Here is a 25362-nt window from a genome sequence, read left to right as displayed (position 1 = left end):
CCTTTTCGCGGGCAAGCCCGCGCCCACAGGTTCTTCACCGCCTGCAAGGGTGGCGCTCCTCCTGTAGGAGCGGGCTTGCCCGCGAAGAGGCCGGCACAGGAGACATATTCATACCTGGAGTCCACGCATGCCCCTAGCCGTCCAGTTCACCCAGGTTTCCCGCACCTTCGGCGAGGTCAAGGCCGTCGACCAGGTCAGCATCGACATCATCGATGGCGAGTTCTTTTCCATGCTCGGCCCTTCCGGCTCGGGCAAGACCACCTGCCTGCGCCTGATCGCAGGCTTCGAGCAACCCTCCAGCGGTTCGATCCGCATCCAAGGGGTCGAGGCCGCTGGCCTGCCGCCCTACCAACGTGACGTCAACACAGTGTTCCAGGACTATGCGCTGTTCCCGCACATGAACGTGCTGGACAACATCGCCTATGGCCTGAAGGTAAAAGGCGTGGGCAAGGCCGAACGCCACAGCCGCGCCGAAGAAGCCCTGGCCATGGTGGCCTTGGCCGGCTATGGCGCGCGTAAGCCGGCACAACTGTCTGGCGGCCAGCGTCAGCGCGTAGCCCTGGCCCGGGCGTTGGTCAACCGCCCGCGGGTGCTGCTGCTCGATGAGCCACTGGGCGCGCTGGACCTGAAATTGCGCGAGCAGATGCAAGGTGAGCTGAAAAAGCTGCAACGCCAACTGGGCATCACCTTCATCTTCGTCACCCACGACCAGACCGAAGCACTGTCGATGTCCGACCGGGTCGCGGTGTTCAACCGCGGTCGTATCGAACAGGTCGACACCCCGCGCAACCTGTACATGAAGCCCAGCACAACCTTCGTCGCTGAATTCGTCGGCACGTCCAACGTGGTGCGGGGCGAGCTGGCCATGCAGCTCAACGGCAGCCCGGCGCCCTTCTCCATCCGTCCCGAGCACATTCGCCTGGGCGACCCGGTGGTGACCAGCCATGAGGTACAGGTCAGCGGCGTGCTGCGTGATGTCCAGTACCAAGGCAGCGCCACACGCTACGAACTGCAGCTGGAAAACGGTCAACTGCTGGCAGTAAGCCAGGCCAATGACCGCTGGCAAAAGCAGGCGCAGGCCTGGCAGCCCGGGCAACGCCTGCAGGCGCACTGGCCCCGCGAAGCCATGACGGTGCTGCAGGAAACCGAGGGCCGCTGAGATGAGCACACTGCGCGCCCTGTCCAACCTGCTGTACCGGCGCCCCAACCTGTACCTGGCACTGCTGTTGATCCCGCCGCTGACCTGGTTCGGCGCGATTTACCTGGGTTCGCTGCTGAACCTGCTGTGGCAGGGCTTCTATACCTTCGACGACTTCACCATGGCGGTGACCCCGGACCTGACCCTGGGCAACTTCGCCGCACTGTTCAACCCGTCGAACTTCGACATCATCCTGCGCACCCTGGGCATGGCGGTGGCGGTGTCGCTGGCCAGCGCGGTACTGGCCTTCCCCATCGCCTATTACATGGCGCGTTACACCAGCGGCAAGACCAAGGCGTTTTTCTACATCGCGGTGATGATGCCGATGTGGGCCAGCTACATCGTCAAGACCTATGCCTGGACCCTGCTTTTGGCCAAGGGCGGTGTGGCCCAATGGTTCGTCCAGCAGTTGCACCTGGACGGCCTGCTGCAGGCGGTGCTGGCCTTGCCGGGCGTGGGCGGCAGCACGCTGTCGACTTCGCACCTGGGGCGCTTCCTGGTGTTCGTGTACATCTGGCTGCCATTCATGATCCTGCCGATCCAGGCCTCGCTGGAGCGCTTGCCACCGTCGTTGCTGCAGGCTTCGGCCGACCTGGGCGCCCGGCCAGGGCAAACCTTCGTGCAGGTGATCCTGCCGCTGTCGATCCCCGGCATCGCCGCCGGCTCGATCTTCACCTTCTCGCTCACCCTGGGCGACTTCATCGTGCCGCAGCTGGTCGGGCCGCCCGGCTACTTCATCGGCAGCATGGTCTATGCCCAGCAAGGGGCGATCGGCAACATGCCGATGGCCGCCGCGTTCACCTTGGTGCCCATCGTGCTGATCGCGGTATACCTGGCCATCGTCAAGCGTCTGGGGGCCTTCGATGCACTCTGAAAAAGCGTCTGCAGGGCTGCGCCTGGCGGCCTGGGGCGGGTTACTGTTCCTGCACTTCCCGATCCTGATCATCTTCCTGTACGCCTTCAACACCGAAGACGCGGCGTTCAGCTTTCCGCCCAAGGGCTTTACCCTGAAGTGGATCGACGTGGCCTTTGCCCGGCCCGATGTGCTCGAGGCAATCAAGTTGTCGCTGCAGGTGGCTTGCCTGGCCACCTTGATCGCACTGGTGCTCGGTACGCTGGCCTCGGCGGCGCTCTATCGGCGCAGCTTCTTCGGCAAGGAGAGCATTTCGCTGGTGCTGATCCTGCCCATCGCCCTGCCAGGCATCATCACCGGCATCGCCCTGCTCTCGGCGTTCAAGACGCTGGGGATAGAGCCCGGGGTGTTCACCATCGTAGTCGGCCACGCCACGTTCTGCGTGGTGATCGTCTACAACAACGTGATCGCCCGCCTGCGGCGTACCTCGCAAAGCCTGATCGAAGCCTCGATGGACCTTGGTGCCGACGGTTGGCAGACCTTCCGCTACATCGTCCTGCCCAACCTCGGCTCGGCGCTGCTGGCGGGCGGCATGCTGGCCTTTGCCTTGTCGTTCGATGAAATCATCGTCACCACGTTCACCGCCGGCCATGAGCGCACCCTGCCGATCTGGCTGCTCAACCAGCTCAGCCGCCCGCGCGACGTGCCCGTGACCAACGTTGTCGCCATGCTGGTGATGCTGGTGACCATGCTGCCGATTCTTGGCGCCTATTACCTGACCCGTGGCGGCGACAGCGTCGCGGGCGGTGGCAAATGACCCTGGAGGAGCCCCCGATGCAAACGCAGATGCTGATCAATGGCCAGCTGGTCGCTGGCCAAGGCCCGGCCTGGACCGTACTCAACCCGGCGCTGGGCACTGCCCTGGCGCAGATCAACGAAGCCACCGAGGCACAGGTAGACAGCGCCGTACGCGCTGCCGACCAAGCCTTCGACAGCTGGTCGCAAACCAGCCCTAAAGAACGTTCGCAGGCCTTGCTGGCGCTGGCCGACGCCATCGAAGCCCATGCCGATGAATTGGCCCGGCTGGAATCGCAGAACTGCGGCAAGCCCCTGAGCGCTGCCCTGAATGACGAGATCCCGGCGATTGCCGACGTGTTCCGTTACTTTGCCGGTGCTGCGCGCTGCCTGGGCGGCTCGGCGGCAGGCGAGTACCTGCCGGGCCACACCTCGATGATCCGGCGCGATCCATTGGGCGTGGTGGCTTCCATCGCGCCGTGGAACTACCCGCTGATGATGCTCGCCTGGAAGATCGCCCCGGCCCTGGCTGCCGGCAACACGGTGGTGATAAAGCCATCCGAACTGACGCCACTGACGGCCCTGCGCCTGGGCGAGCTGGCCCAGGACTTGCTGCCGCCGGGGGTGCTGAACATTCTCTTCGGCCGCGGCCAGACCGTCGGCAACCCGCTGGTCAGCCATCCAAAGGTGCGCATGGTGTCGCTGACCGGCTCGATCCCCACTGGCGCGCACATCATCAGCGCCACCGCCGACAGCGTGAAACGCATGCACATGGAGCTGGGCGGCAAGGCGCCGGTGCTGGTGTTCGATGACGCAGACATCGATGCCGCCATCGACGGCATCCGCACCTTCGGCTTCTACAACGCTGGCCAGGACTGCACCGCAGCCTGCCGCCTGTACGTCCAGGACGGGATCTACGAGCGCTTCGTCGAACGCCTGGGTAAAGCCGTAGCCAGCCTCAAGCCGGGCTTGCAGGAATCCGAAGAAACCGAACTGGGTCCGCTGATCAGTGCCCAGCACCGCGACAAGGTCGCCGGGTTGGTGCAGCGGGCCATCGCCCAGCCGCACATTCGTCTGGTAACCGGTGGCAAGCCAATAGCGGGCGATGGCTTTTTCTTCGAGCCTACCGTACTGGCCGACGCCCTGCAGGACGACGAGATCGTGCGCAACGAAGTGTTTGGCCCGGTGGTTTCGGTCACCCGCTTCACCGATGAAGCGCAGGCACTGGAATGGGCCAACGACTCCAACTACGGCCTGGCCTCATCGGTATGGACCCGCGACACCGGCCGCGCCCACCGCCTGGCGGCGCGCTTGCAGTATGGCTGCACCTGGGTGAATACCCACTTCATGCTGGTCAGCGAAATGCCCCATGGCGGGCAGAAGCATTCGGGGTATGGCAAGGACATGTCGATGTATGGGCTGGAGGACTACACCTGTGTGCGGCATGTGATGATCAAGCACTAAGTGCTCGCGTTGACCGAGGGGCTGAATGCCCCTCGGCCAACGTCTCAGAATTTTCCTTCAACCGTGATCTACTCCCTCCTACTGCACGTTCATTGAGCTCTCTTGATTGGTATCATAATCTGATACCACGAATAATCATCAGCAAGCCACACTTGAAGCATTACTTAAAAGGCCGGCTCCCAGAACACTGGAGTGGGCGCGGGTGGAGTCTCTGCTGGTATCGCTGGGTGCCAGGGTCGTAGAAGGAAGAGGATCACGGGTTCGCTTTGAACTCAATGGAGCAGTGGCAACCTTCCACCGCCCTCATCCGGACAGGCACGCCAAGCCCTATCAACTAAGAGACGCCCGCCAGTTCATTGAGCAGGCAGGAGTATTACCATGAATGTAATGACTTACCGCGGATACGCCGCTCGTATCGAATACAGCGACGAAGACCAGTTGTTGATCGGCCATGTCGCCGGTATTCGCGACGTGATAGGTTTTCATGGCGAATCAATCAGTGAGTTGCGCCAGGCATTTGAAGAAGCCGTTGACGATTATCTTGAGACTTGCGAACGCCTTGGGCGGGAACCGCACAAAACGTATTCCGGCAAACTCAGCCTGCGCCTTGAGCCTACCCTTCACGCCAGTGTGGCGGCCAAGGCAGAGCTGGCTGAAAAAAGCATCAACCAATGGGTAAGCGATATTCTCAGCAAGGCTGCCTATAGCTGAACCCAGGGCCGCTTTGCGGCCCTTTCGCGAAACACGGCCGCTCCTGCAGGGGCCGCGCAAGGCATGGGTCAGTCGCGCAAATCCGACTCGTGAATCGGGTTGGCGCGGCTGGTCGCGCGCTGGTATTGCGCAGGCCAGGTGGCCTTGTTGCCGCCCAGGTCGTCGTCGGCATGCAGAGGCCAGTACGGGTCGCGCAACAGTTCGCGGGCGAGGAAGATGATATCGGCCTGGCCGGTGCGCAGGATGTGCTCGGCCTGGGCCGGTTCGGTGATCATGCCCACGGTGCCGGTGGCGATTTCCGATTCCTTGCGCACGCGCTCGGCAAAGCGGGTCTGGTAGCCGGGGCCGGTGGGGATCTCGGCGTTGACCGAGGTGCCACCAGAAGAAACATCGATTAGATCCACGCCCAAACTCCGCAGGCGGCGTGCCAGTTCGACGGTTTCATCCGGATTCCAGCCATCCTCCACCCAATCGGTAGCCGATACCCGCACGAACAGCGGCAATTCGGCAGGCCAGGTTTTGCGCACGGCCTCGACCACCTCCAGGGTCAGGCGGATACGGTTTTCGAAGCAACTGCCATATTGATCACGGCGCTGGTTGCTCAGCGGTGACAGGAACTGGTGCAGCAGGTAGCCATGGGCAGCATGGATTTCCACCACCTTGAATCCAGCCTTCAAGGCGCGCTCGGTCGAGGCGACGAAGGCGGCGATCACCTCCTGAATCTCGTCCTGGCTCAACTCGCGTGGAGGCGTGTGCTGCGGATCGAAGGCAATCTTCGATGGCCCCACCGGCTGCCAGCCGCCCTCCTCCAGTTTGACGCTGCCCTGTTTGCCAAGCCACGGGCGGTAGGTACTGGCTTTGCGCCCCGCGTGGGCCAGCTGGATGCCAGGCACGGCCCCCTGGGCACTGATGAAGCGGGTGATGCGCTGCAACGGCGCGATCTGGGCGTCGTCCCACAGGCCCAGGTCTTCGGCAGTGATACGGCCATCGGCGGTCACCGCCACGGCTTCAGTGATTACCAGGCCGGCGCCACCGACGGCGCGGCTGCCTAAATGGACGAGATGCCAGTCGTTGGCCAAGCCATCGACGGCTGAATACTGGCACATTGGTGACACGGCGATGCGGTTGGGCAAGGTCAGCTGACGCAGGGTGTAAGGCTCGAGCAGCAGGCTCATGAGGGCACCTCCCAAGGACTCCAATGGTGATCCGGCCTGGACACTCAATTACACGTCCCTGGCCCAGGTCCGGTCATAACTTCAGACTAGACCAGAATGGGTGGGGGGGAGGTTCCGTGGGATTTTGGGTGGGGTATGGGGTGCGGGTGTCAGGCTCTAAGGTGATGTCGCCGGTGAGATCGAGCGCCGCCCGCGCGGCGCATCGCGACGCAAGGCCGCTCCCACATTTGTTGCAACGTGGCCATGTCTGTGAGGCCATGGTTGTCAGCCTTGGCGCATGACTGAAGGCTGGTGGGGCGATAACAGCGACAACGCACAGGCATCGTCAGACCGACAAGGCGCGCAACCATGGCATTGCAGGATTGGCACGTTGCAACAAATGTGGGAGCGGCCTTGCGTCGCGATGCGCCGCACGGGCGGCGCTGGATTTCCGCTACACCACAAGAATCAAGGCAAGCCCCGCACAACCGTCAGCGCGGCTCCATGTGGGCAATCATCAACTGCACACTTTCATTGCCGCGAAACTCGTTCACATCCAGCTTGTACGCCAACTCGACCCAACGCACGGTCGGGTTCGGCCACACTTCGCGGTCGACGCCGAAGGCAATGCCATCCAGCCGTACCGAGCCACACTCGCTCTTGAGCACCACCTTCAGGTGCCGCTCGCCAACCACACGCTGCTCCACCAGCTGGAACACGCCATGGAACAATGGCTCAGGGAAGTGCTGGCCCCATGGGCCGGCATGGCGCAGGGCCTTGGCCAGGTCGAGGTGGAACTCCTCTACCGCCAGGCTGCCGTCGGACAACAGCCGGCCGGTCAGGTCTTCTTCGCGCAGTTGACGCCGCACTTCTTCGTCGAAGGCCTCGGCGAATGCCGGGAAGTTGCCTTCTGGCAACGACAACCCGGCAGCCATGGCGTGGCCGCCGAACTTGCTGATCAGGTGCGGGTGGCGCGCGGCCACGGCATCCAGCGCATCGCGAATATGGAACCCCGGCACCGAGCGCGCCGAACCTTTGAGCATGCCGTCGCCAGCATCAGCGAATGCAATGGTCGGCCGGTGGTAACGTTCCTTCAGACGCGACGCCAGAATACCGATCACCCCTTGGTGCCAATCGGCATCGAACAGGCACAAGCCGTAGGGCATGGACTCGACCGGCAGGTCCTTGAGCTGGGCCAGGGCCTCGCGCTGCATGCCCTGCTCGATGGACTTGCGGTCCTGGTTCAGGTCGTCCAGCTGCTGGGCCATGTCCTGGGCCAGCGCCGCGTCTTCGCACAGCAGGCATTCGATACCCAGGCTCATGTCGTCCAGCCGCCCTGCGGCGTTCAACCGCGGGCCGAGGATGAAACCGAGGTCGGTCGAGGTGATGCGCCGGTGATCACGGCGAGCCACTTCGAGAATGGCCTTCAGCCCCGGTCGGGCTCGGCCGGCGCGGATGCGCTCGAGGCCTTGGTGCACCAGGATGCGGTTGTTGGCATCCAGCGGTACCACGTCAGCAACACTGCCCAGTGCCACCAGATCGAGCAGCTCGCCAATGTTCGGCTGTGGCTGCGCCTCGTAGCGCCCAAGGCTGCGCAAGCGAGCGCGCAGGGCCATCAACACATAGAAGATCACCCCTACCCCGGCCAGTGACTTGCTCGGAAAGCTGCAGCCCGGCTGGTTGGGGTTGATGATGGCATCGGCATCGGGCAACTGCTCGCCCGGCAGGTGGTGGTCGGTGACCAGAACCTTGAGCCCGGCGGCCTTGGCGGCCGCCACGCCGTCAACACTGGAAATGCCGTTGTCCACGGTAATCAGCAACTGCGGCTGGCGCTGCAACGCCACCTCGACGATTTCCGGGGTCAGGCCGTAGCCATACTCGAAGCGGTTGGGCACCAGGTAATCGACATGGGCCGCACCCAGCAGGCGCAGGCCCAGCACCCCGACGGTGCTGGCGGTGGCACCGTCGGCATCGAAGTCGCCGACGATGAGGATGCGCTGGCGCTGGTCGATCGCTTCGACCAGCAGGTCCACACCGGCCTCGATGCCCTTGAGCTGCTGGTACGGCAGCAGGCGTGCCAGGCTTTTGTCCAGCTCGGCCTCGCTCTGCACGCCGCGCGCGGCGTAAAGGCGGGTCAGCAAGGGTGGCAGGTTACCCAGAAATGGCAGGGTCGGCGGCAGCGGACGAGGTTCGATACGCATGGGTTGCTTCAACCACGCTCACCGAGCAGCCACTGCAGTTGTACTTCATGCTGGCCACGGTCATCAGTCACGAATACCGTACCTTCACTGATCATCACGTCCCACTTGATGCTACGCGGCATGTCGGTCGCCAGGGTTTCCAGCACCTCTTGCGGCACAGCGGCAATGCTCAGGTTTTTCAGGTTCTTGACCGCGCTCACCACTTTGCCTTCCCACACTCGCAGACTGCCGTAAGCCAGCAAGCTGGTGCGTTCGGTACGACGCGAGCACCAGGTCAGACGATCGGCATCAGGCTGGCCAACTTCAATCCAGTGCAGCACGCGATCGTCCAGGCTCTTTTCCCACAGCGCTGGCTCATCGACATCCGACAGGCCGCGGCCAAACGACAAGTTCTCGTTGTACCAGAGCGCGTACGCCAACAAACGAACTGCCATGCGCTCTTCGGTTTCCGAAGGGTGCCGAGCGATAGTCTGTTTGACGCTTTCGTAGACATTGCGATCAAGGTCGGTGAGATTCAATTCGAACTTGTAGGTGGTGGACGGCTGGGCCATGGTCGACGGGCTTCGTGCAAAAGAAAGTGGCACAGTCTACCCCATCCGCACCTTCCATGCCCCGCAGCAGTACCCGGCGTAACCGACGTGTGATAAAACCACGGCTCTGCCCAACTGCCACGGACACCCCATGTCGACGCCCAGCAAACCCCTCGCCGGCCTTAAAGTTGTCGAACTCGGTACCCTGATCGCCGGGCCGTTCGCCTCGCGTATCTGTGCCGAATTCGGCGCCGAAGTGGTCAAGGTCGAATCGCCCGATGGCGGCGACCCGCTGCGCAAGTGGCGCAAGCTGTACGAGGGCACCTCGCTGTGGTGGTTCGTGCAGGCCCGCAACAAGCAGTCGCTCACCCTCAACCTCAAGCACCCCGAGGGCCGCGATATCCTCAAGCGCCTGCTGGCCGAGGCCGACATCCTGATCGAAAACTTTCGCCCGGGCGTGCTGGAAAAACTTGGTTTGGGGTGGGATGTGCTGCATGCGCTGAACCCGCGCCTGGTGATGGTGCGCCTGTCGGGCTTTGGCCAGACCGGGCCGATGAAAGACCAGCCAGGCTTCGGTGCCGTAGGCGAGTCGATGGGCGGCCTGCGCTACATCACCGGTTTCGATGACCGCCCGCCAGTGCGCACCGGGATTTCCATCGGGGACTCGATTGCCGCCCTGTGGGGGGTGATCGGCGCGCTGATGGCGCTGCGCCACCGGGAAGTCAATGGCGGCCAGGGGCAGGTGGTGGACGTGGCCCTGTACGAGGCGATCTTTGCCATGATGGAGAGCATGGTCCCGGAATTCGATGTGTTCGGCTTCATCCGCGAACGCACCGGCAACATCATGCCAGGCATCACGCCCTCCTCCATCCACACAAGCGCCGACGGCAAGCATGTACAGATCGGCGCCAACGGTGATGCGATCTTCAAGCGCTTCATGCAGGCCATCGGTCGCGATGACCTCGCCGACGACCCAACCCTGGCCAGCAACGACGGCCGCGACCTGCGTCGTGACGAGTTGTATGGGGTAATCGACCGCTGGGCCAACAGCCTCCCACTGGAGCAACTGATGCAGGTGCTGACCACTGCCGAAGTGCCGGCCAGCCGTATCTATTCGGCCGAAGACATGTTCAACGACCCCCAGTACCTGGCACGCGAGATGTTCCTGCAGGCCAAGTTGCCGGATGGCAAGCCATTCCACATGCCCGGCATCGTGCCCAAGCTGTCGGAGACTCCCGGCTCTAGCGAATGGGTCGGCCCGGCCTTGGGCGAGCATACCGAGGCGCTGCTCGGCAGCCTGGGCTACGACGCAGCGGCCATAGCCAGCCTGCGCGCAGCGGGCACGGTCTGATCCTGGCGCTGACCGGTTCCATGTGCACGCCCCGCTGCCTACGCCACCTGGTCCTGCTCTGCGGGCTGCTACCTGCGTTGCTGTTGCAGCCCGCAAATGCCAAGGAGCACCTCTTCTGGCTGGTACGCGACCTGCCACCGTTCACCATTTTTGATGGCGCGGAAGAAGGCCGGGGGGTCATCGACCAGTTGTTACCGCTGCTGATAAGGCAAATGCCCGAGTACGAACACAGCATCGTGCGGGTCAACCGCGCCCGCAGCCTGCAGATGCTGCAAGACCGTGACACCTTCACCTGCGACCCCACCCTGCTGTGGACACCGGAACGGGCCAAATATGTGCATTTTTCTGTTCCATCGCTGGGCGTGCTCAGCGGCGGCCTGGTGTTGCGCAAGGAAAACCAGGCGCTGGTGGCACCCTACCTCGACGGCCAGCAGGTGGACCTGCATGGCCTACTGAGCAAGGCGCCGCTAAAGCTTGGGATTGTCGCAGAACGCAGCTACGGCACGCAGATTGACAGCATCTTGCGCCAGTTACCCGACAGCGCGCTCAGCCGCCACTACGGCAACGAGGCCACCGCCAACCTGCTGCAGATGCAGCAGTTGGGGCGCCTGCGCCTCGTGCTCGGCTACTGGCCTGAAGTGCGCTACCTGATCCAACAACAAGGCGGGTCACTGGCTGACTACCAGTTTCATACTGTGCAGGGCGTGGATCGCTACCAGTTTCTGCATGTGGGCTGTTCAGACAGCGAATTGGGGCGTGCGGCAGTTGCCCACATCGACCAGTTGCTGCCCACCCTGCGCCGGGATGTGTTGCCAGGGTTGTATGCCCGCTGGCTGGACCTGGCATTGCGGGAGGACTATCTGGAGGAAAGCCGGCGTTTCTTTGAGGACAATTAAGCCCAACCGGTCTGCACCGTCATTGCAGGAGCAGCCGCGGGATACGTGCCTGCCCAGAAAAAGAAACCCCAGGCGCTGGGGAAGACGCCCGGGGCCAAGCGAAAGCCCTTGAGGACTTCCCGTGACAGCCTTGCCAGCGCCGGAGCAAAGCACTGGCTGACTGCCCCTACACTGTCTGATAAGCCACTCAGGCAAAGGTTCCCCGCGGTTGCTGGCGATGCTGCAATGCTGCAATGACACACGGCTGCAACCGCCCCTCAGCTATCTGCAGGTCTCGGTGCAAGCCGTCCACGAGGTCGATCAGCAGGCGTTGCTCCTGCAATTGGCGCTCGCTGACCGTGCGCCGCAAGGTAATACCTGAGAGAGGGTCGTGAACGGTCAGTTGACGATTACCACTGGGATCGGCGATGCCGAGGTGGGTCTGATAGGGCGTCAGGGCTTCGTTGAGCAGGCTGCAGATTCTTTCCATCCGGATCACTCGCTGCGTGGTGGGACCTAAAGTAACTGACCAGCAGGCGCCGCAGAAAGTTCGTCAAGCGCGCCCGCTTCAGTGAGCATGCGGGGCTGGCATGACAGTTTGAATACGCGACCCTGGGCGCACCTGCAGTGTTTGCAAGGCGTGCTGCAGGCGTGGCATCGACAGCGGCCAGGGCAACTCGTCGAGCACCCACATGCCACATTTTCTGGCCTCCTGGGCAAGGTTTTGACGCGTTGGGGCAGGCCGGCCGACGAACAGCAATGCGCGCACTCGCCGCTGCTGGGCGAGCAAAGCAAGGCCGGCCCGGGCTGGCATGGCGTGGTCAAGGATCAGCAAGTCAGGGCGACGCTCAGCGCAGAGGCAGGCGTCGAGGTCAGCGACGCTTTCGCTGATGCGCACGTTGAAGACGCCTTGGCCATTGAGGGCCTGGTGCAAGAGGATCTGGTGAGATGGGCGAGCCTGGTGAATCAACACATAGGGCTGGTGCATGAGCCGCTCCTGATGGGAGGACCGGCTAATTTATGCTTGGCGCTCGGCAGGCCGAATAGGATGTTTCTGATAGACCGGAGGGAAAAGGCTGAGACGTTGGGGCTGCGCTGCAGCCCCAAACGCCATGCAATTACAGCGGCTTGCCGCGGTTGCCATGCTGGCTGACAAAGCCCTGTACAGCCTTCAGGTCATTGGCCAGTACCGTGCAACGCTCTTCACGGCTGAACAGGTCGCTGAGGTGCGCGGGTAGCTCCAGCGCCTTGCCCACACCGGCCTTCTCCACCGCGTCCGGGAACTTGACCGGGTGCGCGGTACCCAGCACCACCATTGGCGTGTCCAGGCTGCGGCGGCACTCGCGGGCAGCCTTGACGCCGATTGCGGTATGCGGGTCGAGCACTTCACCGGTGGCGGCGAACACTTCTGCGATGGTCTCGCAGGTTTGCTCGTCGCTGACAGCCAGCGAGTCGAACAGTTTGCGGGCTTCGGTCCAGCGGTCTTGCTCGACGCTGAAGCCGCCACCTTGCTTGAAGTTGGCCATCAGCTCGGCAATCGCACCACCGTTGCGGCCATGCAGGTCGAACAGCAGGCGCTCGAAGTTGGACGAGACCATGATGTCCATCGACGGCGACAGGGTCGCGTGCAGGGTTTCCTTGACGTACTGGTTGCCGCTCATGAAGCGGTGCAGGATGTCGTTACGGTTGGTGGCGACGATCAATTGGCTGACCGGCAGGCCCATGTTGCGCGCCAGGTAGCCGGCGAAGATGTCGCCGAAGTTGCCGGTCGGTACCGAGAACGCCACCGAGCGCGCCGGGCCACCCAGCTGCAGGGCTGCATGGAAGTAGTAGACGATCTGGGCCATGATCCGCGCCCAGTTGATCGAGTTGACGGCGACCAGGCGGGTGCCCTTGAGGAACGACTGGTCGGCGAAACTGGCCTTGACCATTTCCTGGCAGTCGTCGAAGTTGCCTTCGATGGCGATGTTGTGGATGTTGTCGCCAAAGATGGTAGTCATCTGGCGGCGCTGCACTTCCGATACACGCTGGTGCGGGTGCAGGATGAAGATGTCGACGTTGTCGCAACGGCGGCAGCCTTCGATTGCAGCAGAACCGGTATCACCGCTGGTGGCACCGATGATGACCACGCGCTCGTTGCGCTTGGCCAGCACATGGTCAAGCAGGCGGCCGAGCAACTGCAGGGCAAAGTCCTTGAACGCCAGGGTCGGGCCGTGGAACAGCTCCAGCACCCACTCGTTGCTGTTCAACTGACGCAACGGGGCGACCGCAGCGTGGGCGAACTCGCCGTAGGTTTCTTCGAGGATCTTCTTGAAGTCGGCGTCGGCGATGCTGCCTTCGACGAACGGGCGCATCACGCGGAAGGCCAGCTCGTGGTAGGGCAAGCCGGCCCACGAGGCGATTTCTTCCTGGGTGAAGCGTGGCAGGTTTTCCGGCACGTAGAGGCCGCCGTCGCTGGCCAGGCCAGCCAGCAGAACGTCTTCGAAATTCAGGGCCGGTGCCTGGCCGCGGGTACTGATATAGCGCATGGGTGCAAACCTTCGATGCTGGGGCCGGGGCCGCGCGGGCGGCCCATCGGCAATATTTGTTAGTTGAGCTGCTCGACGCGAATGCGCACAACCTTGCCGACCACGTCCTGCAGGGCTTCCAGGGCGACGATGGCGTCATTGATACGCTGCTCGACCACGCCATGGGTCACCAGGATCATTGGCACCAGGCCATCCTGTTCCTCGGCTTCCTTCTGCATGATCGACTCGATGTTGATACCGCGCTCCGAGAGGATGCTGGCGACCTGGGCCAGTACGCCCGGGTGATCCTTGGCCTGGATGCGCAGGTAGTAAGCGCTTTCGCAGGCTTCGATCGGCAGGATCGGGTGGGCCGACAGCGAGTCTGGCTGGAAGGCCAGGTGCGGCACACGGTTTTCCGGGTCGGAGGTCATGGCACGGACCACGTCGACCAGGTCGCCGACCACTGACGAAGCGGTAGGCTCCATACCCGCGCCGGCACCGTAGTACAGGGTGGAGCCGGCAGCATCACCGTTGACCATGACAGCGTTCATCACGCCGTTGACGTTGGCGATCAGACGGTCGGCCGGGATCAGCGTCGGGTGCACGCGCAGCTCGATACCTTCGGCGGTGCGACGCGCCACGCCCAGGTGCTTGATGCGGTAGCCCAACGCCTCGGCGTAGTTCACGTCTGCCGTTGTCAGCTGGGTGATACCTTCGGTATAGGCCTTGTCGAACTGCAGCGGGATACCGAACGCGATAGACGCCAGGATCGTCAGCTTGTGCGCAGCGTCAATGCCTTCTACGTCAAAGGTCGGGTCGGCTTCGGCGTAGCCCAGCGCCTGAGCTTCGGCCAGCACGTCCGGGAAGGCACGGCCCTTCTCACGCATTTCGGTGAGGATGAAGTTGCCAGTGCCGTTGATGATGCCAGCCAGCCAGTTGATGCGGTTGGCCGACAGGCCTTCGCGGATGGCCTTGATCACCGGGATGCCACCGGCTACGGCCGCCTCGAAAGCGACAATCACGCCCTTCTCGCGAGCTTTGGCGAAGATTTCGTTGCCGTGCACGGCAATCAGCGCCTTGTTGGCAGTGACCACGTGCTTGCCGTTTTCGATGGCCTTCAGCACCAGGTCGCGGGCGATGGTATAGCCACCGATCAGCTCGATGACAATGTCGATCTCCGGGTTGCTTGCAACTTCGAACACGTCAGCGGTAATGGGGGTACCGGTAATCTGGCAGTTCGGGTTCTGCGAGCGCATGGCGATCTGTGCCACTTCAATACCGCGCCCGGCACGGCGGGCAATCTCCTCGGCGTTGCGCTGAAGTACATTGAAGGTTCCGCCACCGACGGTCCCCAACCCACAGATGCCTACTTTGACCGGTTTCACTGTGAACTCCCCATTGAACGGCCGACACGTTTGCCGACCGTGAAACTTGCCGTCACCCCATGACGACGGCGTACTGAACTGGATTACTTGGCAAGTGCCAGCTTGGCGACCTGCGGTGCCGGCTGGTAGCCCGGAATGACCTGGCCGCTTTCAAGAACAATGGCCGGCGTGCCGTTGACACCGATCGACTGACCCAGCTGGAACTGCTTGCTGACCGGGTTGGTGCACTTGGCGGCCTTGATTTCTTCACCTTCGACCATTTTGTCCATCGCCCCACGGCGGTCGCTGGAGCACCACACCGCCTGCAACTGCTGGTCACCCGCCGAACCGAGGCCCTGACGCGGGAAGGCGACATAGCGCACTTCGATACCGCGACGGTTCAACTCAGGCACTTCGGCGTGCAGTTTGTGGCAGTACGGGCAGGTAGTGTCGGTGAACACGGTGATGTGCGACTTGGTCTCGCCTTTGGCAGGATAAACCACCATCTCGGCGGCTGGAATGCCGTTGATGAGCTTGGCGATACCTTGGCGTTCGGTTTTTTCGGTGAGGTTGACCGGCTTGCCGTCCTGGATCTGGAACAGGTAGCCCTGCATCACGAACTGGCCGTCAGCGCTGGCGTATAGCACGCGGCCGCCCTGCAGCTTGACTTCATACAGGCCGTTGAGCGGGCTGCTGGCCACGCTTTCCACGGGCACTTCCAACTCGAGGTTCTGCAACGATTTACGGATGGCCTGCTCGGCACCGGCGTTGCTATCGGTTGCCGCGGCAACGGCAAAGGTACTGGCCAGCGCCAACGCGGCGGCGGCGAAAAACTGGGTCACGCGCATGGGAACTCCTGAAGGCGGACAGGGGCCGGAGGGCGCCACCTGCGGAAAAAACGCGGTGACCGTGCGGCCCTTGGTGCAAACCGCTCAAGCCTACCACATCACGCTGCCCGTGAAGGGGGTCGCAAGGACCGGTCGGCGGAACATGAAAAACATTCATCCACGCGGGTGGTGCTGGGCGTGCAACTGCTGCAGGCGGGCCTTGGCGACGTGGGTATAGATCTGCGTGGTCGACAGGTCACTGTGGCCCAGCAGCATCTGCACCACCCGCAAGTCGGCACCGTGGTTGAGCAGGTGGGTGGCGAAGGCATGCCGCAGGGTGTGCGGCGACAGCGGCTTGTCGATGCCGGCAACCCGTGCGTGGTGTTTGATCCGGTGCCAGAAGGTCTGGCGCGTCATCTGCTCGCCGCGCTGACTGGGGAACAGCACGTCGCTGGGTCGGCCATTGAGCAGTTCGGCGCGACCATCGCGCTGGTAGCGCTCCAACCACACCACCGCCTCTTCACCCATGGGCACCAGGCGCTCCTTGCTGCCCTTGCCCATCACCCGCAGCACACCCTGGCGCAGGTTGACCTGGTCGAGGGTCAGGCTGACCAGTTCGGTAACCCGAAGGCCGCACGCGTAGAGCACTTCGAGCATGGCACGGTCGCGTTGGCCAATGGCTTCGCCCAGGTCCGGAGCCTGCAACAGGGCTTCGACGTCGGCTTCGGACAGCGACTTGGGTAGCGGCTTGCCCAATTGCGGCATGTCGACCTGCAGGGTCGGGTCGATGGCCACCAGCTTTTCCCGCAGCAGGTAACGGAAAAAGCCGCGCAGGCCGGAGAGGAAACGCGCCGTGGAACGTGGCTTGTAGCCCTGATCCAGGCGCCAGGCCAGGTGATCGAGGATCAGGTCGCGGCCGGCGTCTGGCAGCGATACCGAATGCTCCTGCAGCCAGCCATTGAACAGGGCCAGGTCGCTGCGGTAGGACACGCGGGTGTTGTCGGACAGGCCTTTTTCCAGCCATAGGGCGTCAAGGAACTGGTCGATCAGGGGGTGGTCGAGGGCGGGCATGAAATCTCGGTGGCAAACGACGAAATGGCGCTTAGTCTTTCATAACAACGTCGGCATAGGGAGCCCGCATGAGCGAACAGCAGATCCTTCTGAGTGTGGGCGGCATCGGCGCAGCAGCGCTCGCCTGCCAGTGGCTGGCCTGGCGCCTGAAGCTGCCGGCGATTCTGTTTCTGTTGTTGGCCGGGATCCTTGCCGGCCCAGCGCTGGGATGGCTCGACCCCGAGGCGCTGTTCGGTCCATTGCTGATGCCGCTGGTGTCGCTGGCGGTGGCGCTGATTCTGTTCGAAGGCAGCCTGACCCTGCACCTGTCGCAGTGGCGCGAGATCGGCAGCGTGGTGCATCGCCTGGTCACGGTGGGTGCACTGGTCACCTGGCTGGTGATTGCACTGGCAACCCACTGGCTGCTCGGGTTCGACTGGCCGCTGGCGATTCTTTTCGGCACCCTGACGCTGGTGACCGGCCCCACGGTGATCGTGCCGATGCTGCGCGTGGTGCGGCCAAAGTCTGCGATCGCGAACATCCTGCGCTGGGAAGGGATCATGATCGACCCCATCGGCGCACTGCTCGCCGTGGTGGTATACAGCTTCATCATCGCCAGCGCCGAGGGTAACGGCCTGAGCCAGAGCCTTATCACTTTTGCCGGTGTGATCTTCTGCGGTACCGCCCTGGGCGCGGCAGGGGGCTGGGTACTGGGGCAAATCATGCGCGAACAGTGGCTACCAGAATATCTGCACAATCTCGCGTCTTTGGCGGCGGTACTGGGCATTTTCATCGCCGCCAACCAGATCGTGCACGAGTCCGGGCTGCTGGCGGTGACCGTGATGGGCATGTGGCTGGCCAACATGCGCGGGGTTGATGTGCGGCAAATCCTGCACTTCAAGGAAAACCTCAGTGTGCTGCTGATCTCCGGCCTGTTCATCCTGCTGGCTGCACGCCTTGACCTGCATGCCCTGCTGGGCCTTGGCCCCGCTGTGCTGGCATTGTTGCTGGTGATCCAGCTGCTTGCACGCCCGCTCAACGTTTGGCTGGCCACACTGGGCTCGACACTCAACTGGCGGGAGCGCGCGCTGCTGGCCTGGATTGCGCCACGCGGCATCGTTGCTGCGGCGGTTTCCGCTATTTTTGCGATCCGCCTGCACCAGGCCGGCCACCAGGATGCCTTGCTGCTGGTACCGTTGACCTTCGCGGTAATCATTGGCACGGTGGTACTGCAAAGCGCCACGGCCAGGCCGCTGGCACGCTTGCTCAAGGTCGCCGAACCGGCACCCAGCGGGTTTCTCATCGTCGGCGCCAACGAACCGGCCCGGGCCATCGCCAAAGCCCTTCAACAATTGGGCTGCCGGGTTTTGCTGACGGACTCCAGCTGGGAAAACATCCGCGCCGCACGCATGGACGGGCTCACGACCTACTTTGGCAACCCGGCCTCGCAGCATGCCGACGCCCATCTGGACCTGGTCGGCCTCGGGCACTTGCTGGGCCTCTCTCCCGCCGGCGAAATCAATGCTCTGGCCTGCGCCAGGTTCCGTCATGATTTCGGCCACAGCCGGCTGTTCGTGCTAGCCAGTGGCCTGGAGAAACAACGTAGCGACAAGCATCGGGCGGCCGAAGAACACCGTGGGCATCTATTGGGGGCTAAGCCGATGACCTACCTGCAACTGGCCAACCGTCTGCATCAAGGCGCCGAGCTGTATAGCACCAACCTGACCGAAGGCTTTGGCTGGGATGCCTACCAGGCACTGCATGGCGAACGGGCAAACTTGCTGTTCGCACGCGATGGCCATGGCTGGGTCCATGTAGCCAGCCCTGATAACCCATTGCAGCCACAACCGGGCTGGACCTTGGTGGCATTGATCGAGCCAGCAGCGCAACCGTAATGCTCAGGTGCCTGGCAGCACGGGCACCGGGCGCTTGTCCTCGTCAATGGCGACGAAGCTGAACACCCCATGGATTGCCCGATCACGGCCATCCAGGTACATGTTCTCGACAAACACATCCACCTGCACCTGCAAGCTGGTATTGCCGACCTTGATCACCGTACCCACCAGCTCGACGATCGAGCCCGCCGGAATCGGGTGCTTGAAATCGATACGGTCGGTAGACACGGTCACCAGCGGCAGGCGGCAGAAACGCGTGGCAGCGATGAACGACACTTCGTCCATCCAGGCCAGGGCGGTGCCGCCGAACAGGGTGTTGTGGTGGTTGGTGGTATTGGGGAACACCGCCTTGGTCACGCGGGTAACCGACAGTTCGGTGCGGCGCTGGATTTCCTGGTCTCGGGTCGTCATGGCAATCACATTCCTGGGGTTTCAAAACGCAAAAAAGCAGCCCGAAGGCTGCTTTTTTCTCGCTAGGCGGCCTCGGCCACCGGGCAAACTGCACTCAGGACAGTTTTTCCTTGATGCGAGCGGCTTTGCCGGACAGGTCGCGCAGGTAGTACAGCTTGGCTTTACGCACGTCACCACGACGTTTCACGGCCAGGCTGTCGATTTGCGGGCTGTAGGTCTGGAAGGTACGCTCTACGCCAACGCCGCTGGAGATCTTGCGCACGGTGAAGGCGCTGTTCAGACCGCGGTTACGCTTGGCGATAACAACGCCTTCGAACGCCTGCAGACGGGAACGCTCACCTTCCTTCACTTTAACCTGAACGACAACGGTGTCGCCTGGTGCGAAGGTCGGGATTTCCTTGCTCATCTGCTCGGCTTCGAGCTGCTGGATGATCTTGTTGGTCATGCTGTGCTCCTAAGATGGATACGCGATCCACCATCGATACGTTTAACTATCGTCCCGCTCGCGGAGATATTCCTCGAGCAGCTTCTTCTCTTCTCCAGAAAGCGAGCGACTTTCCAGAAGATCGGCGCGTCGTTCGAAGGTCCTACCAAGGGACTGCTTCATCCTCCAACGCCGGATATGTGCATGGTTGCCACTTAGCAACACGTCGGGAACACGCTGATCCGCATACACCTCAGGCCGGGTGTAGTGCGGGCAATCGAGCAGACCGTCGGTGAAGGAATCTTCTTCCGCCGAGTCCACATGCCCTAAAGCTCCGGGCAGCAGTCGCGTAACCGCATCGATCAGTACCATGGCCGGCAGCTCGCCACCGGAAAGCACATAGTCGCCAATCGACCACTCCTCATCGACATGAGCCTCGATAAAGCGCTCGTCGATGCCTTCATAACGACCGGCGATCAGGATCAACGATTCCTGTTCGGCCAGGCCTTTGACCGCCTGCTGAGTCAGCTTGCGGCCTTGTGGCGAAAGGTAGATCACCTTCGCCGCTGCTCCGGTCGCCTGCCTGGCGCTAACCAGGGCGTCTTCCAGAGGCTTGATTTTCATCACCATGCCCGGACCACCGCCAAACGGCCGATCATCTACCGTATGGTGACGATCTGTGGTGTAGTCCCGCGGGTTCCAGCAAGTCACCTGAAGCAACCCTTGTTTCACCGCGCGGCTGGTAATGCCGTACTCCGTGATGGCCGAGAACATCTCGGGGAACAACGTGATGACGTCTACGCGAAGGTTACCCATCGTTTAGAAGTCCGCGTCCCATTCGACCCGCATCACGCCTGCTTCGAGGTCGATTGCCAGCACACATTGCTCCGTATAGGGCAACAGACGCTCGCGATCATCCAGGCTGCCTGCGCAGGGCTTGACCACCATTACATCGTTCGCACCGGTCTCCAACAGGTGATCGACCTTGCCGAACAGTTGTTCGTCCTGGTTGATGACCTTCAGACCTACCAACTGGTACCAGTAGTACTCGTCGGCAGCCAGGTTGGGCAAAAGGCTCCGCGGGATGCAGATTTCGTAACCGCTCAGAAGACGGGCTTCATCGCGATCGTCGAGACCTTTCAGCTTCACGACCAGGCCCTTTTGGGAGCCACGACCGCTGACCAGCTCGACCTGCTTTACCTTGCCTTCGTGCCGAAGCGTCCAGCGTGGATAATCCAACAGGTTTTCAATCGGATCGGTAAAGGAATACACCTTCACCTCGCCGCGAACGCCGTGAACCGAAAAAATCTTGCCAACGACGATGAGGTCGTCAGCCTTTTCTGGCGTCGCGTTCATACTATTCAGGCAGCGGCCTTGGCAGCTTCCTTCAGCAGCTGAGCAACACGCTCAGACGGCTGTGCACCCTGGCTCAGCCAGTAGGTGACGCGCTCTTGGTTGACCGACAGCTTAACTTCGGCGCCAGCAGCGATTGGGTTGAAGAAACCTACGCGCTCAACGAAACGGCCGTCACGGGCGTTACGCGAGTTGGTCACGGTCAGGTGGTAGAATGGGCGCTTTTTCGAGCCGCCACGGGCCAGACGAATGGTTACCATGTGAACATCGTTCCTATAGTCGGTGCTGCAGTTGATACAGCAGCTGGTACTGCAAATCTGAATGCCAAATAGGCACACGGGTGCCCAAAAGGCCGCATATTCTCGGGGAATACACGGACATTTGCAAATGACTTTTTCGGCAAGGCCTCGCCCTGCCGTCCAGATTTGCCGGTTGCGCCGCGAAATTCGCGGCTGTTGCCCGCTACAGCGGGGGTTCTGGGCGCCTGCCCGACAAAAGGCAGGCACCCGAATCAGGGGTTACAGCTTTGGCATGCCGCCACCTGGCAGCATCCCACCGAGGCCGCGCATCATCTTGGCCATGCCGCCTTTGGCAGAAAACTTCTTCATCATCTTCTGCATCTGCTTGTGCTGCTTGATCAGCCGGCCGATGTCCTGCACCTGGGTACCGGAACCCAACGCAATGCGGCGCTTGCGCGAACCGCTGATCAGGTCAGGGTCGCGGCGCTCGGCCGGGGTCATGGAGTTGATGATCGCTTCCATCTGCTTGAACTGCTTTTCGGCCGCGCCCTGGGCGTTGCCCATCTGTGACAGGTTGACCCCGCCGATGCTTGGCAGCTTGTCCATCAGGCCGCCGAGGCCGCCCATGTTCTTCATTTGCTGCAGCTGGTCACGGAAGTCTTCGAGGTCGAAGCCCTTGCCCTTCTTCAGTTTCTTGGCCAGCTTGTCGGCCTTGGCCTTGTCGATGGTCTGCTCAGCCTGCTCGATCAGGCTGAGCACGTCACCCATGCCGAGGATGCGCGAAGCGACGCGGTCGGGGTGGAACGGCTCGAGGGCCTCGGTCTTCTCACCCATACCGATGAACTTGATCGGTTTGCCGGTGATTGCTCGTACCGACAGCGCAGCACCGCCACGGGCGTCACCGTCGACCTTGGTCAGCACCACACCGGTCAGCGGCAGCGCCTCGCCAAAGGCCTTGGCGGTGTTGGCAGCGTCCTGGCCGGTCATGGCGTCGACCACGAACAGCGTTTCGATCGGTTTGACGGCAGCGTGCAGCGCCTTGATCTCGTCCATCATGTCGGCGTCGATGTGCAGACGGCCCGCGGTGTCGACGATGACCACGTCGATGAACTTCAGCTTGGCTTCACGGATGGCGGCTTCGGCGATGGCCACCGGCTTCTGGCTGATATCGGACGGGAAGAAGGTGACGCCGATATCGTTGGCCAGTGTTTCCAACTGCTTGATCGCCGCCGGACGATAGACGTCGGCAGACACCACCATCACGCTCTTTTTCTTGCGCTCTTTAAGAAAGCGCGCCAGCTTGCCGGCAGTGGTGGTCTTACCGGCGCCCTGCAGGCCCGCCATCAGCACGACAGCAGGCGGGGCGGCGTTCAGGGCGAGGTCTTCGTTGGCCGCGCCCATCAGGCTTTCCAGCTCGGCCTGGACGATCTTCACGAAAGCCTGGCCCGGGGTCAGGCTGCGCGACACCTCGGTCCCGACCGCACGATCCTTGACGCTGTTGACGAAATCCTTGACTACCGGCAGGGCAACGTCGGCCTCGAGCAGCGCCATGCGCACTTCGCGCAGCGTGTCCTTGATGTTGTCTTCGGTCAGCTTGGCCTTGCCGGTGACATGGCGCAGCGTCTGTGACAGGCGGTCGGTCAGGTTTTCGAACATGGTGATCCTTTCAGGCCCAGTAAAGCCGAGGTTTGTCAGGTGCCAGGGGGGAAATACACACCCGCCGGGCACAGCAAGGCGGCGATTATAGCGAAGTGCAGCGGCGACGCACACCTTGGTAGATATTCGGTGGCTGTGCTGGCCTCTTCGCGGGCGCGCCCGCTCCCGCAGGATCTTCACGGCTTGCAGGCCCGGGCCGTACCTGTGGAAGCGGGCGTGCCCGCGAATGCCCTGACACAACCCTTCAGTCTTCCTAGAGCGGCAGAATCTATGCCAAACTCCGTCTCTTTAAAGGCTCGCCAACCAGGACTTATGGTCTCCTCTCCCAGCCTCATTCCCAACCTGATCGCCGCCGGCCTATATATAGCAGCGGCCATCTACCAGGGCTCTCACCTGGCCCAGGGCCGCAAGGCCGACAAGCGCCTGCTTGGCCTGCTGGGTGCCTTCGCGGTGCTGGCCCAGGCCGGCGCACTGTTCTTCCAGCTGATCACCCCGCTGGGGCTGAGCCTGGACTTCTTCAGCGCCGCCAGCCTAATCGCCGTGGCAGTCATTACCCTGACATTGCTGGCCTGCCTGCGCATACCGGTAGAAAACCTGCTGGTGCTGCTGTTCCCGCTGGGCGCGGTAACGGCACTGCTGGCGCAGTTCGCGCCCCCCGGTACGGTGCCACTGATCAATGAACAACCGGGCATCCTTGCGCATATCCTGTTGTCGATCCTGGCCTACGGGCTGTTCACCATCGCGGTGTTCCAGTCGCTGCTGTTGCTGCTGCAGGACCGCCAACTGAAGAACAAGCACCCGTCCGGGCTGATCCGCAACTTCCCGCCACTGCAAACCATGGAAAGCCTACTGTTCGGCTTCCTCTGGGCCGGTTGGTGCCTGCTGTCGCTGTCGCTGATCTCCGGCTGGCTGTTCCTCGACAACCTGTTTGCCCAGCACCTGGCGCACAAGACCTTGCTGGCCTGTGTCGCCTGGGTGGTGTTCAGCGTGCTGCTGTGGGGCCGCACCCGCCTGGGTTGGCGGGGCCACATGGCCATCCGCTGGACGCTGGCCGGTTTCTGCCTGCTGATGCTGGCCTATTTCGGCAGCAAGCTGGTTCGCGAATTCATCTTGCATATCTGACGGCCGCCCATGGACACCCTGCCGTACGCACCGCTATTCGGCACTCTGGCACTGGCCCTTTTGTGGTCAGCACTGTTCACCGCCGTGGATGCTGCCCGCCTGCAGCTCAATGGCGCACTGCGCGCCGGCGAAGACGGCCATCCCGTGCTGCCGGCCCAGGCCTTGGTGCTGTGCGCCAGCCTGGGCAAGCTACTGGTGCTGGGGCTGGCCTGCCTGATGGGCCAGCGCCAGAGCGGCGAGCACGGCTTCTGGCTGGCAGGCCTGGCCGCGACCCTCGCCTTGCTGGTGTTTGCCGAATACCTGCCGCGGCGCCTGGCCCGGCGTAACCCGCAGGCGTTCGTGAGCCTTGGCGCCAGCCTGCTGAAAGTGCCTCTCGCACTGCTGCAGCCACTGGCCTGCCTGCTGGACGGCGCCGCCAAGCTCATGCTGCGCCCGTTCCGTGCACAGCCCACCGCTGTGGCCCTGCACACGCAGGATGCCGACGACTTCGATGAGGATGAACCGCACGAAGCGCCTCGCCATGGCCTGCTCGACGGCCTGCAGTCGTTGGACAAGATCACCGTCAACGACATCCTGGTGCCGCGCAACGAAGTGGATGGCATCAACCTGGACGAGCCGATCGAACGCATCATCGAGCAGTTGATCGTCAGCCGCCACACCCGCCTGCCGGTCTACCACAACGACATCAACCAGGTCGAAGCGATCCTCAACACCAAGCTGATCAGCCACCTGCTGCCCAAGGCCGAGCTGACCCTGGAAGCGCTGCACAGCGCCTGCTACGAACCCTATTTCGTACCGGAAAGCACGCCCCTGCAAATGCAGTTGTTGAACTTCCACAAGCAGCAACGCCGCTTGGGCGTGGTGGTGGACGAGTACGGCGAAGTACTGGGTATCGTCACCCTGGAAGACATTCTCGAAGAGATCGTCGGCGAGTTCGAGGACGAGCAAAGCCTGGAAAACCCGCATGTGCATCCGCAACCCGATGGCACCTTCGTCATCGATGGCACCGCTTCGTTACGCGAAATCAACCGCACCCTGAGCTGGCACCTGCCCTGCGACGGCGGGCCGAAAACCCTCAACGGGCTGGTCACCGAAGCGCTGGAAAGCATCCCGGAAAGCGCTGTTTGCCTGAAGATAGGCCGCTATCGCCTGGAAATCCTTGAAACAGAGGACAATTGCGCCAGCAAGGTACTGGTGTGGACCGTGACCCGATAGCTATACTCGGGTCACGCTTACCCAGCCCTGCCGTCACGCCTGCTACCCGCACCCGGCGCTCCACGGCCAGTCCGCTCCACTGATACGCCCTGCGGTCCTGCGTCAACACCCCCGAACAGTACCCGCCCCCCGCCCCTACCCCCCTTGGGCCATCGTCAGTCGGGCGC

At 62.6% G+C, this 25362-nt stretch carries 26 protein-coding genes; 11 read left to right on the top strand and 15 right to left on the bottom strand.

Going from position 1 to position 25362, the window contains the following annotated elements; genetic code table 11:
• Positions 1 to 127: 127 nt before the first annotated feature.
• The 6 genes from ACF8Q6_RS08645 (at position 128) to ACF8Q6_RS08620 (ending at position 5021) form a co-directional block, all read left to right on the top strand.
• Complete coding sequence (locus ACF8Q6_RS08645) at positions 128 to 1159, top strand: ABC transporter ATP-binding protein (protein ID WP_392491405.1); 1032 nt, start codon at positions 128 to 130, stop codon at positions 1157 to 1159.
• A gap of 1 nt (position 1160) precedes the next feature.
• Complete coding sequence (locus ACF8Q6_RS08640) at positions 1161 to 2072, top strand: ABC transporter permease (RefSeq protein WP_012053578.1); 912 nt, start codon at positions 1161 to 1163, stop codon at positions 2070 to 2072.
• Positions 2062 to 2868: an ABC transporter permease gene (locus ACF8Q6_RS08635; RefSeq protein WP_003252179.1), complete on the top strand. Its 807-nt coding sequence runs from the start codon at positions 2062 to 2064 to the stop codon at positions 2866 to 2868. The genes ACF8Q6_RS08640 and ACF8Q6_RS08635 overlap by 11 nt, the downstream gene beginning before the upstream one ends.
• A 17-nt stretch (positions 2869 to 2885) precedes the next feature.
• Entirely contained in the window at positions 2886 to 4310 is a 1425-nt protein-coding gene (locus ACF8Q6_RS08630; RefSeq protein ID WP_029611786.1) for a gamma-aminobutyraldehyde dehydrogenase, read from the top strand.
• Between the two features lie 187 nt (positions 4311 to 4497).
• Complete coding sequence (locus ACF8Q6_RS08625) at positions 4498 to 4692, top strand: type II toxin-antitoxin system HicA family toxin (protein ID WP_080634925.1); 195 nt, start codon at positions 4498 to 4500, stop codon at positions 4690 to 4692.
• Complete coding sequence (locus ACF8Q6_RS08620; RefSeq protein WP_350298646.1) at positions 4689 to 5021, top strand: type II toxin-antitoxin system HicB family antitoxin; 333 nt, start codon at positions 4689 to 4691, stop codon at positions 5019 to 5021. Before ACF8Q6_RS08625 ends, ACF8Q6_RS08620 begins: the two co-directional genes overlap by 4 nt.
• Positions 5022 to 5089: 68 nt before the next feature.
• On the opposite strand, the gene ACF8Q6_RS08615 is transcribed toward ACF8Q6_RS08620, so the two are convergent.
• The 3 genes from ACF8Q6_RS08615 to ACF8Q6_RS08605 form a co-directional block, all read right to left on the bottom strand.
• Positions 5090 to 6196, bottom strand: coding sequence for an NADH:flavin oxidoreductase/NADH oxidase (locus ACF8Q6_RS08615; RefSeq protein WP_064490846.1), 1107 nt, complete (start codon positions 6194 to 6196; stop codon positions 5090 to 5092).
• Between the two features lie 470 nt (positions 6197 to 6666).
• On the bottom strand, positions 6667 to 8376 hold the full coding sequence (gene recJ, locus ACF8Q6_RS08610) for a single-stranded-DNA-specific exonuclease RecJ (RefSeq protein WP_070384304.1): 1710 nt from the start codon (positions 8374 to 8376) through the stop codon (positions 6667 to 6669).
• 8 nt (positions 8377 to 8384) lie between these two features.
• Positions 8385 to 8927, bottom strand: a complete 543-nt coding sequence (locus ACF8Q6_RS08605) for a YaeQ family protein (protein ID WP_003252169.1) — start codon at positions 8925 to 8927, stop codon at positions 8385 to 8387.
• 130 nt (positions 8928 to 9057) lie between these two features.
• On the opposite strand from ACF8Q6_RS08605, the gene ACF8Q6_RS08600 reads away from it, so the two are divergent.
• Together ACF8Q6_RS08600 and ACF8Q6_RS08595 are read left to right on the top strand one after the other, a co-directional pair.
• A complete protein-coding gene (locus tag ACF8Q6_RS08600; protein ID WP_003252168.1) occupies positions 9058 to 10257 on the top strand; it encodes a CaiB/BaiF CoA-transferase family protein in 1200 nt (399 codons plus the stop codon).
• A 20-nt stretch (positions 10258 to 10277) separates the two neighbouring features.
• Positions 10278 to 11153 (top strand): TIGR02285 family protein, encoded by an 876-nt coding sequence (locus ACF8Q6_RS08595; RefSeq protein WP_392489744.1) that lies wholly within the window; start codon positions 10278 to 10280, stop codon positions 11151 to 11153.
• A 187-nt stretch (positions 11154 to 11340) separates the two neighbouring features.
• Here ACF8Q6_RS08595 and ACF8Q6_RS08590 read toward each other — a convergent pair whose 3' ends face one another.
• From ACF8Q6_RS08590 to xerD, 6 genes are all read right to left on the bottom strand, one after another.
• A complete protein-coding gene (locus tag ACF8Q6_RS08590) occupies positions 11341 to 11622 on the bottom strand; it encodes a DUF3509 domain-containing protein (protein WP_392489743.1) in 282 nt (93 codons plus the stop codon).
• Positions 11623 to 11700: 78 nt separating this feature from the next.
• Complete coding sequence (locus ACF8Q6_RS08585) at positions 11701 to 12120, bottom strand: response regulator (RefSeq protein WP_088513352.1); 420 nt, start codon at positions 12118 to 12120, stop codon at positions 11701 to 11703.
• Between the two features lie 130 nt (positions 12121 to 12250).
• Positions 12251 to 13660: a threonine synthase gene (gene thrC, locus ACF8Q6_RS08580; RefSeq protein WP_003252159.1), complete on the bottom strand. Its 1410-nt coding sequence runs from the start codon at positions 13658 to 13660 to the stop codon at positions 12251 to 12253.
• A gap of 59 nt (positions 13661 to 13719) precedes the next feature.
• Positions 13720 to 15024, bottom strand: a complete 1305-nt coding sequence (locus ACF8Q6_RS08575; protein ID WP_003252157.1) for a homoserine dehydrogenase — start codon at positions 15022 to 15024, stop codon at positions 13720 to 13722.
• An 83-nt stretch (positions 15025 to 15107) separates the two neighbouring features.
• On the bottom strand, positions 15108 to 15851 hold the full coding sequence (locus tag ACF8Q6_RS08570) for a thioredoxin fold domain-containing protein (RefSeq protein ID WP_003252155.1): 744 nt from the start codon (positions 15849 to 15851) through the stop codon (positions 15108 to 15110).
• Between the two features lie 153 nt (positions 15852 to 16004).
• Positions 16005 to 16901 carry a site-specific tyrosine recombinase XerD gene (gene xerD, locus ACF8Q6_RS08565; RefSeq protein ID WP_003252154.1) on the bottom strand — a complete coding sequence of 299 codons (897 nt, stop codon included), beginning with the start codon at positions 16899 to 16901 and terminating at the stop codon, positions 16005 to 16007.
• 68 nt (positions 16902 to 16969) lie between these two features.
• Here xerD and ACF8Q6_RS08560 point away from each other — a divergent pair, with 68 nt between their 5' ends.
• Positions 16970 to 18775 (top strand): sodium:proton antiporter, encoded by a 1806-nt coding sequence (locus ACF8Q6_RS08560; protein WP_004575448.1) that lies wholly within the window; start codon positions 16970 to 16972, stop codon positions 18773 to 18775.
• 3 nt (positions 18776 to 18778) lie between these two features.
• Here ACF8Q6_RS08560 and ACF8Q6_RS08555 read toward each other — a convergent pair whose 3' ends face one another.
• The 6 genes from ACF8Q6_RS08555 to ffh form a co-directional block, all read right to left on the bottom strand.
• Entirely contained in the window at positions 18779 to 19186 is a 408-nt protein-coding gene (locus tag ACF8Q6_RS08555) for an acyl-CoA thioesterase (RefSeq protein WP_003252150.1), read from the bottom strand.
• A 94-nt stretch (positions 19187 to 19280) separates the two neighbouring features.
• Complete coding sequence (gene rplS, locus ACF8Q6_RS08550) at positions 19281 to 19631, bottom strand: 50S ribosomal protein L19 (protein ID WP_003252148.1); 351 nt, start codon at positions 19629 to 19631, stop codon at positions 19281 to 19283.
• A 42-nt stretch (positions 19632 to 19673) separates the two neighbouring features.
• Entirely contained in the window at positions 19674 to 20426 is a 753-nt protein-coding gene (gene trmD / locus ACF8Q6_RS08545) for a tRNA (guanosine(37)-N1)-methyltransferase TrmD (RefSeq protein ID WP_003252146.1), read from the bottom strand.
• A gap of 3 nt (positions 20427 to 20429) precedes the next feature.
• Complete coding sequence (gene rimM / locus ACF8Q6_RS08540; protein ID WP_003252144.1) at positions 20430 to 20966, bottom strand: ribosome maturation factor RimM; 537 nt, start codon at positions 20964 to 20966, stop codon at positions 20430 to 20432.
• A 5-nt stretch (positions 20967 to 20971) separates the two neighbouring features.
• Positions 20972 to 21223 (bottom strand): 30S ribosomal protein S16, encoded by a 252-nt coding sequence (gene rpsP / locus ACF8Q6_RS08535; RefSeq protein WP_003252142.1) that lies wholly within the window; start codon positions 21221 to 21223, stop codon positions 20972 to 20974.
• A gap of 258 nt (positions 21224 to 21481) precedes the next feature.
• The gene (ffh, locus tag ACF8Q6_RS08530; protein ID WP_003252139.1) at positions 21482 to 22858 is read right to left on the bottom strand and encodes a signal recognition particle protein; all 1377 of its coding nucleotides are present in this window, start codon (positions 22856 to 22858) and stop codon (positions 21482 to 21484) included.
• 312 nt (positions 22859 to 23170) lie between these two features.
• Here ffh and ACF8Q6_RS08525 point away from each other — a divergent pair, with 312 nt between their 5' ends.
• Entirely contained in the window at positions 23171 to 23980 is an 810-nt protein-coding gene (locus tag ACF8Q6_RS08525; protein ID WP_392492353.1) for an inner membrane protein YpjD, read from the top strand.
• A 9-nt stretch (positions 23981 to 23989) separates the two neighbouring features.
• On the top strand, positions 23990 to 25195 hold the full coding sequence (locus ACF8Q6_RS08520) for a transporter associated domain-containing protein (protein WP_014754322.1): 1206 nt from the start codon (positions 23990 to 23992) through the stop codon (positions 25193 to 25195).
• Positions 25196 to 25362: the final 167 nt, after the last annotated feature.

This window comes from Pseudomonas sp. GLN_2, from assembly GCF_043106005.1.
In the GTDB taxonomy this organism is placed as follows: domain Bacteria; phylum Pseudomonadota; class Gammaproteobacteria; order Pseudomonadales; family Pseudomonadaceae; genus Aquipseudomonas; species Aquipseudomonas alloputida.
The sequence above is the reverse complement of the archived record's forward strand: the minus strand, read 5'-3'. Positions and strand labels throughout refer to the sequence as shown.

Excerpts from the sequence above, each read along its gene's own strand:
- ACF8Q6_RS08555 (WP_003252150.1), bottom strand. The coding sequence starts at position 19,186 with ATGACGACCCGAGACCAGGAAATCCAGCGCCGCACCGAACTGTCGGTT.
- ACF8Q6_RS08630 (WP_029611786.1), top strand. The coding sequence starts at position 2,886 with ATGCAAACGCAGATGCTGATCAATGGCCAGCTGGTCGCTGGCCAAGGC.
- xerD (WP_003252154.1), bottom strand. The coding sequence starts at position 16,901 with ATGCCCGCCCTCGACCACCCCCTGATCGACCAGTTCCTTGACGCCCTA.
- trmD (WP_003252146.1), bottom strand. The coding sequence starts at position 20,426 with ATGGGTAACCTTCGCGTAGACGTCATCACGTTGTTCCCCGAGATGTTC.
- rplS (WP_003252148.1), bottom strand. The coding sequence starts at position 19,631 with ATGACCAACAAGATCATCCAGCAGCTCGAAGCCGAGCAGATGAGCAAG.
- ACF8Q6_RS08615 (WP_064490846.1), bottom strand. The coding sequence starts at position 6,196 with ATGAGCCTGCTGCTCGAGCCTTACACCCTGCGTCAGCTGACCTTGCCC.
- ACF8Q6_RS08645 (WP_392491405.1), top strand. The coding sequence starts at position 128 with ATGCCCCTAGCCGTCCAGTTCACCCAGGTTTCCCGCACCTTCGGCGAG.
- ACF8Q6_RS08590 (WP_392489743.1), bottom strand. The coding sequence starts at position 11,622 with ATGGAAAGAATCTGCAGCCTGCTCAACGAAGCCCTGACGCCCTATCAG.
- recJ (WP_070384304.1), bottom strand. The coding sequence starts at position 8,376 with ATGCGTATCGAACCTCGTCCGCTGCCGCCGACCCTGCCATTTCTGGGT.
- ACF8Q6_RS08520 (WP_014754322.1), top strand. The coding sequence starts at position 23,990 with ATGGACACCCTGCCGTACGCACCGCTATTCGGCACTCTGGCACTGGCC.
- ACF8Q6_RS08525 (WP_392492353.1), top strand. The coding sequence starts at position 23,171 with ATGGTCTCCTCTCCCAGCCTCATTCCCAACCTGATCGCCGCCGGCCTA.
- rpsP (WP_003252142.1), bottom strand. The coding sequence starts at position 21,223 with ATGGTAACCATTCGTCTGGCCCGTGGCGGCTCGAAAAAGCGCCCATTC.
- ACF8Q6_RS08640 (WP_012053578.1), top strand. The coding sequence starts at position 1,161 with ATGAGCACACTGCGCGCCCTGTCCAACCTGCTGTACCGGCGCCCCAAC.
- ACF8Q6_RS08595 (WP_392489744.1), top strand. The coding sequence starts at position 10,278 with ATGTGCACGCCCCGCTGCCTACGCCACCTGGTCCTGCTCTGCGGGCTG.
- ACF8Q6_RS08635 (WP_003252179.1), top strand. The coding sequence starts at position 2,062 with ATGCACTCTGAAAAAGCGTCTGCAGGGCTGCGCCTGGCGGCCTGGGGC.
- ACF8Q6_RS08605 (WP_003252169.1), bottom strand. The coding sequence starts at position 8,927 with ATGGCCCAGCCGTCCACCACCTACAAGTTCGAATTGAATCTCACCGAC.
- ACF8Q6_RS08585 (WP_088513352.1), bottom strand. The coding sequence starts at position 12,120 with ATGCACCAGCCCTATGTGTTGATTCACCAGGCTCGCCCATCTCACCAG.
- ffh (WP_003252139.1), bottom strand. The coding sequence starts at position 22,858 with ATGTTCGAAAACCTGACCGACCGCCTGTCACAGACGCTGCGCCATGTC.
- rimM (WP_003252144.1), bottom strand. The coding sequence starts at position 20,966 with ATGAACGCGACGCCAGAAAAGGCTGACGACCTCATCGTCGTTGGCAAG.
- ACF8Q6_RS08600 (WP_003252168.1), top strand. The coding sequence starts at position 9,058 with ATGTCGACGCCCAGCAAACCCCTCGCCGGCCTTAAAGTTGTCGAACTC.
- ACF8Q6_RS08560 (WP_004575448.1), top strand. The coding sequence starts at position 16,970 with ATGAGCGAACAGCAGATCCTTCTGAGTGTGGGCGGCATCGGCGCAGCA.
- ACF8Q6_RS08620 (WP_350298646.1), top strand. The coding sequence starts at position 4,689 with ATGAATGTAATGACTTACCGCGGATACGCCGCTCGTATCGAATACAGC.
- ACF8Q6_RS08570 (WP_003252155.1), bottom strand. The coding sequence starts at position 15,851 with ATGCGCGTGACCCAGTTTTTCGCCGCCGCCGCGTTGGCGCTGGCCAGT.
- thrC (WP_003252159.1), bottom strand. The coding sequence starts at position 13,660 with ATGCGCTATATCAGTACCCGCGGCCAGGCACCGGCCCTGAATTTCGAA.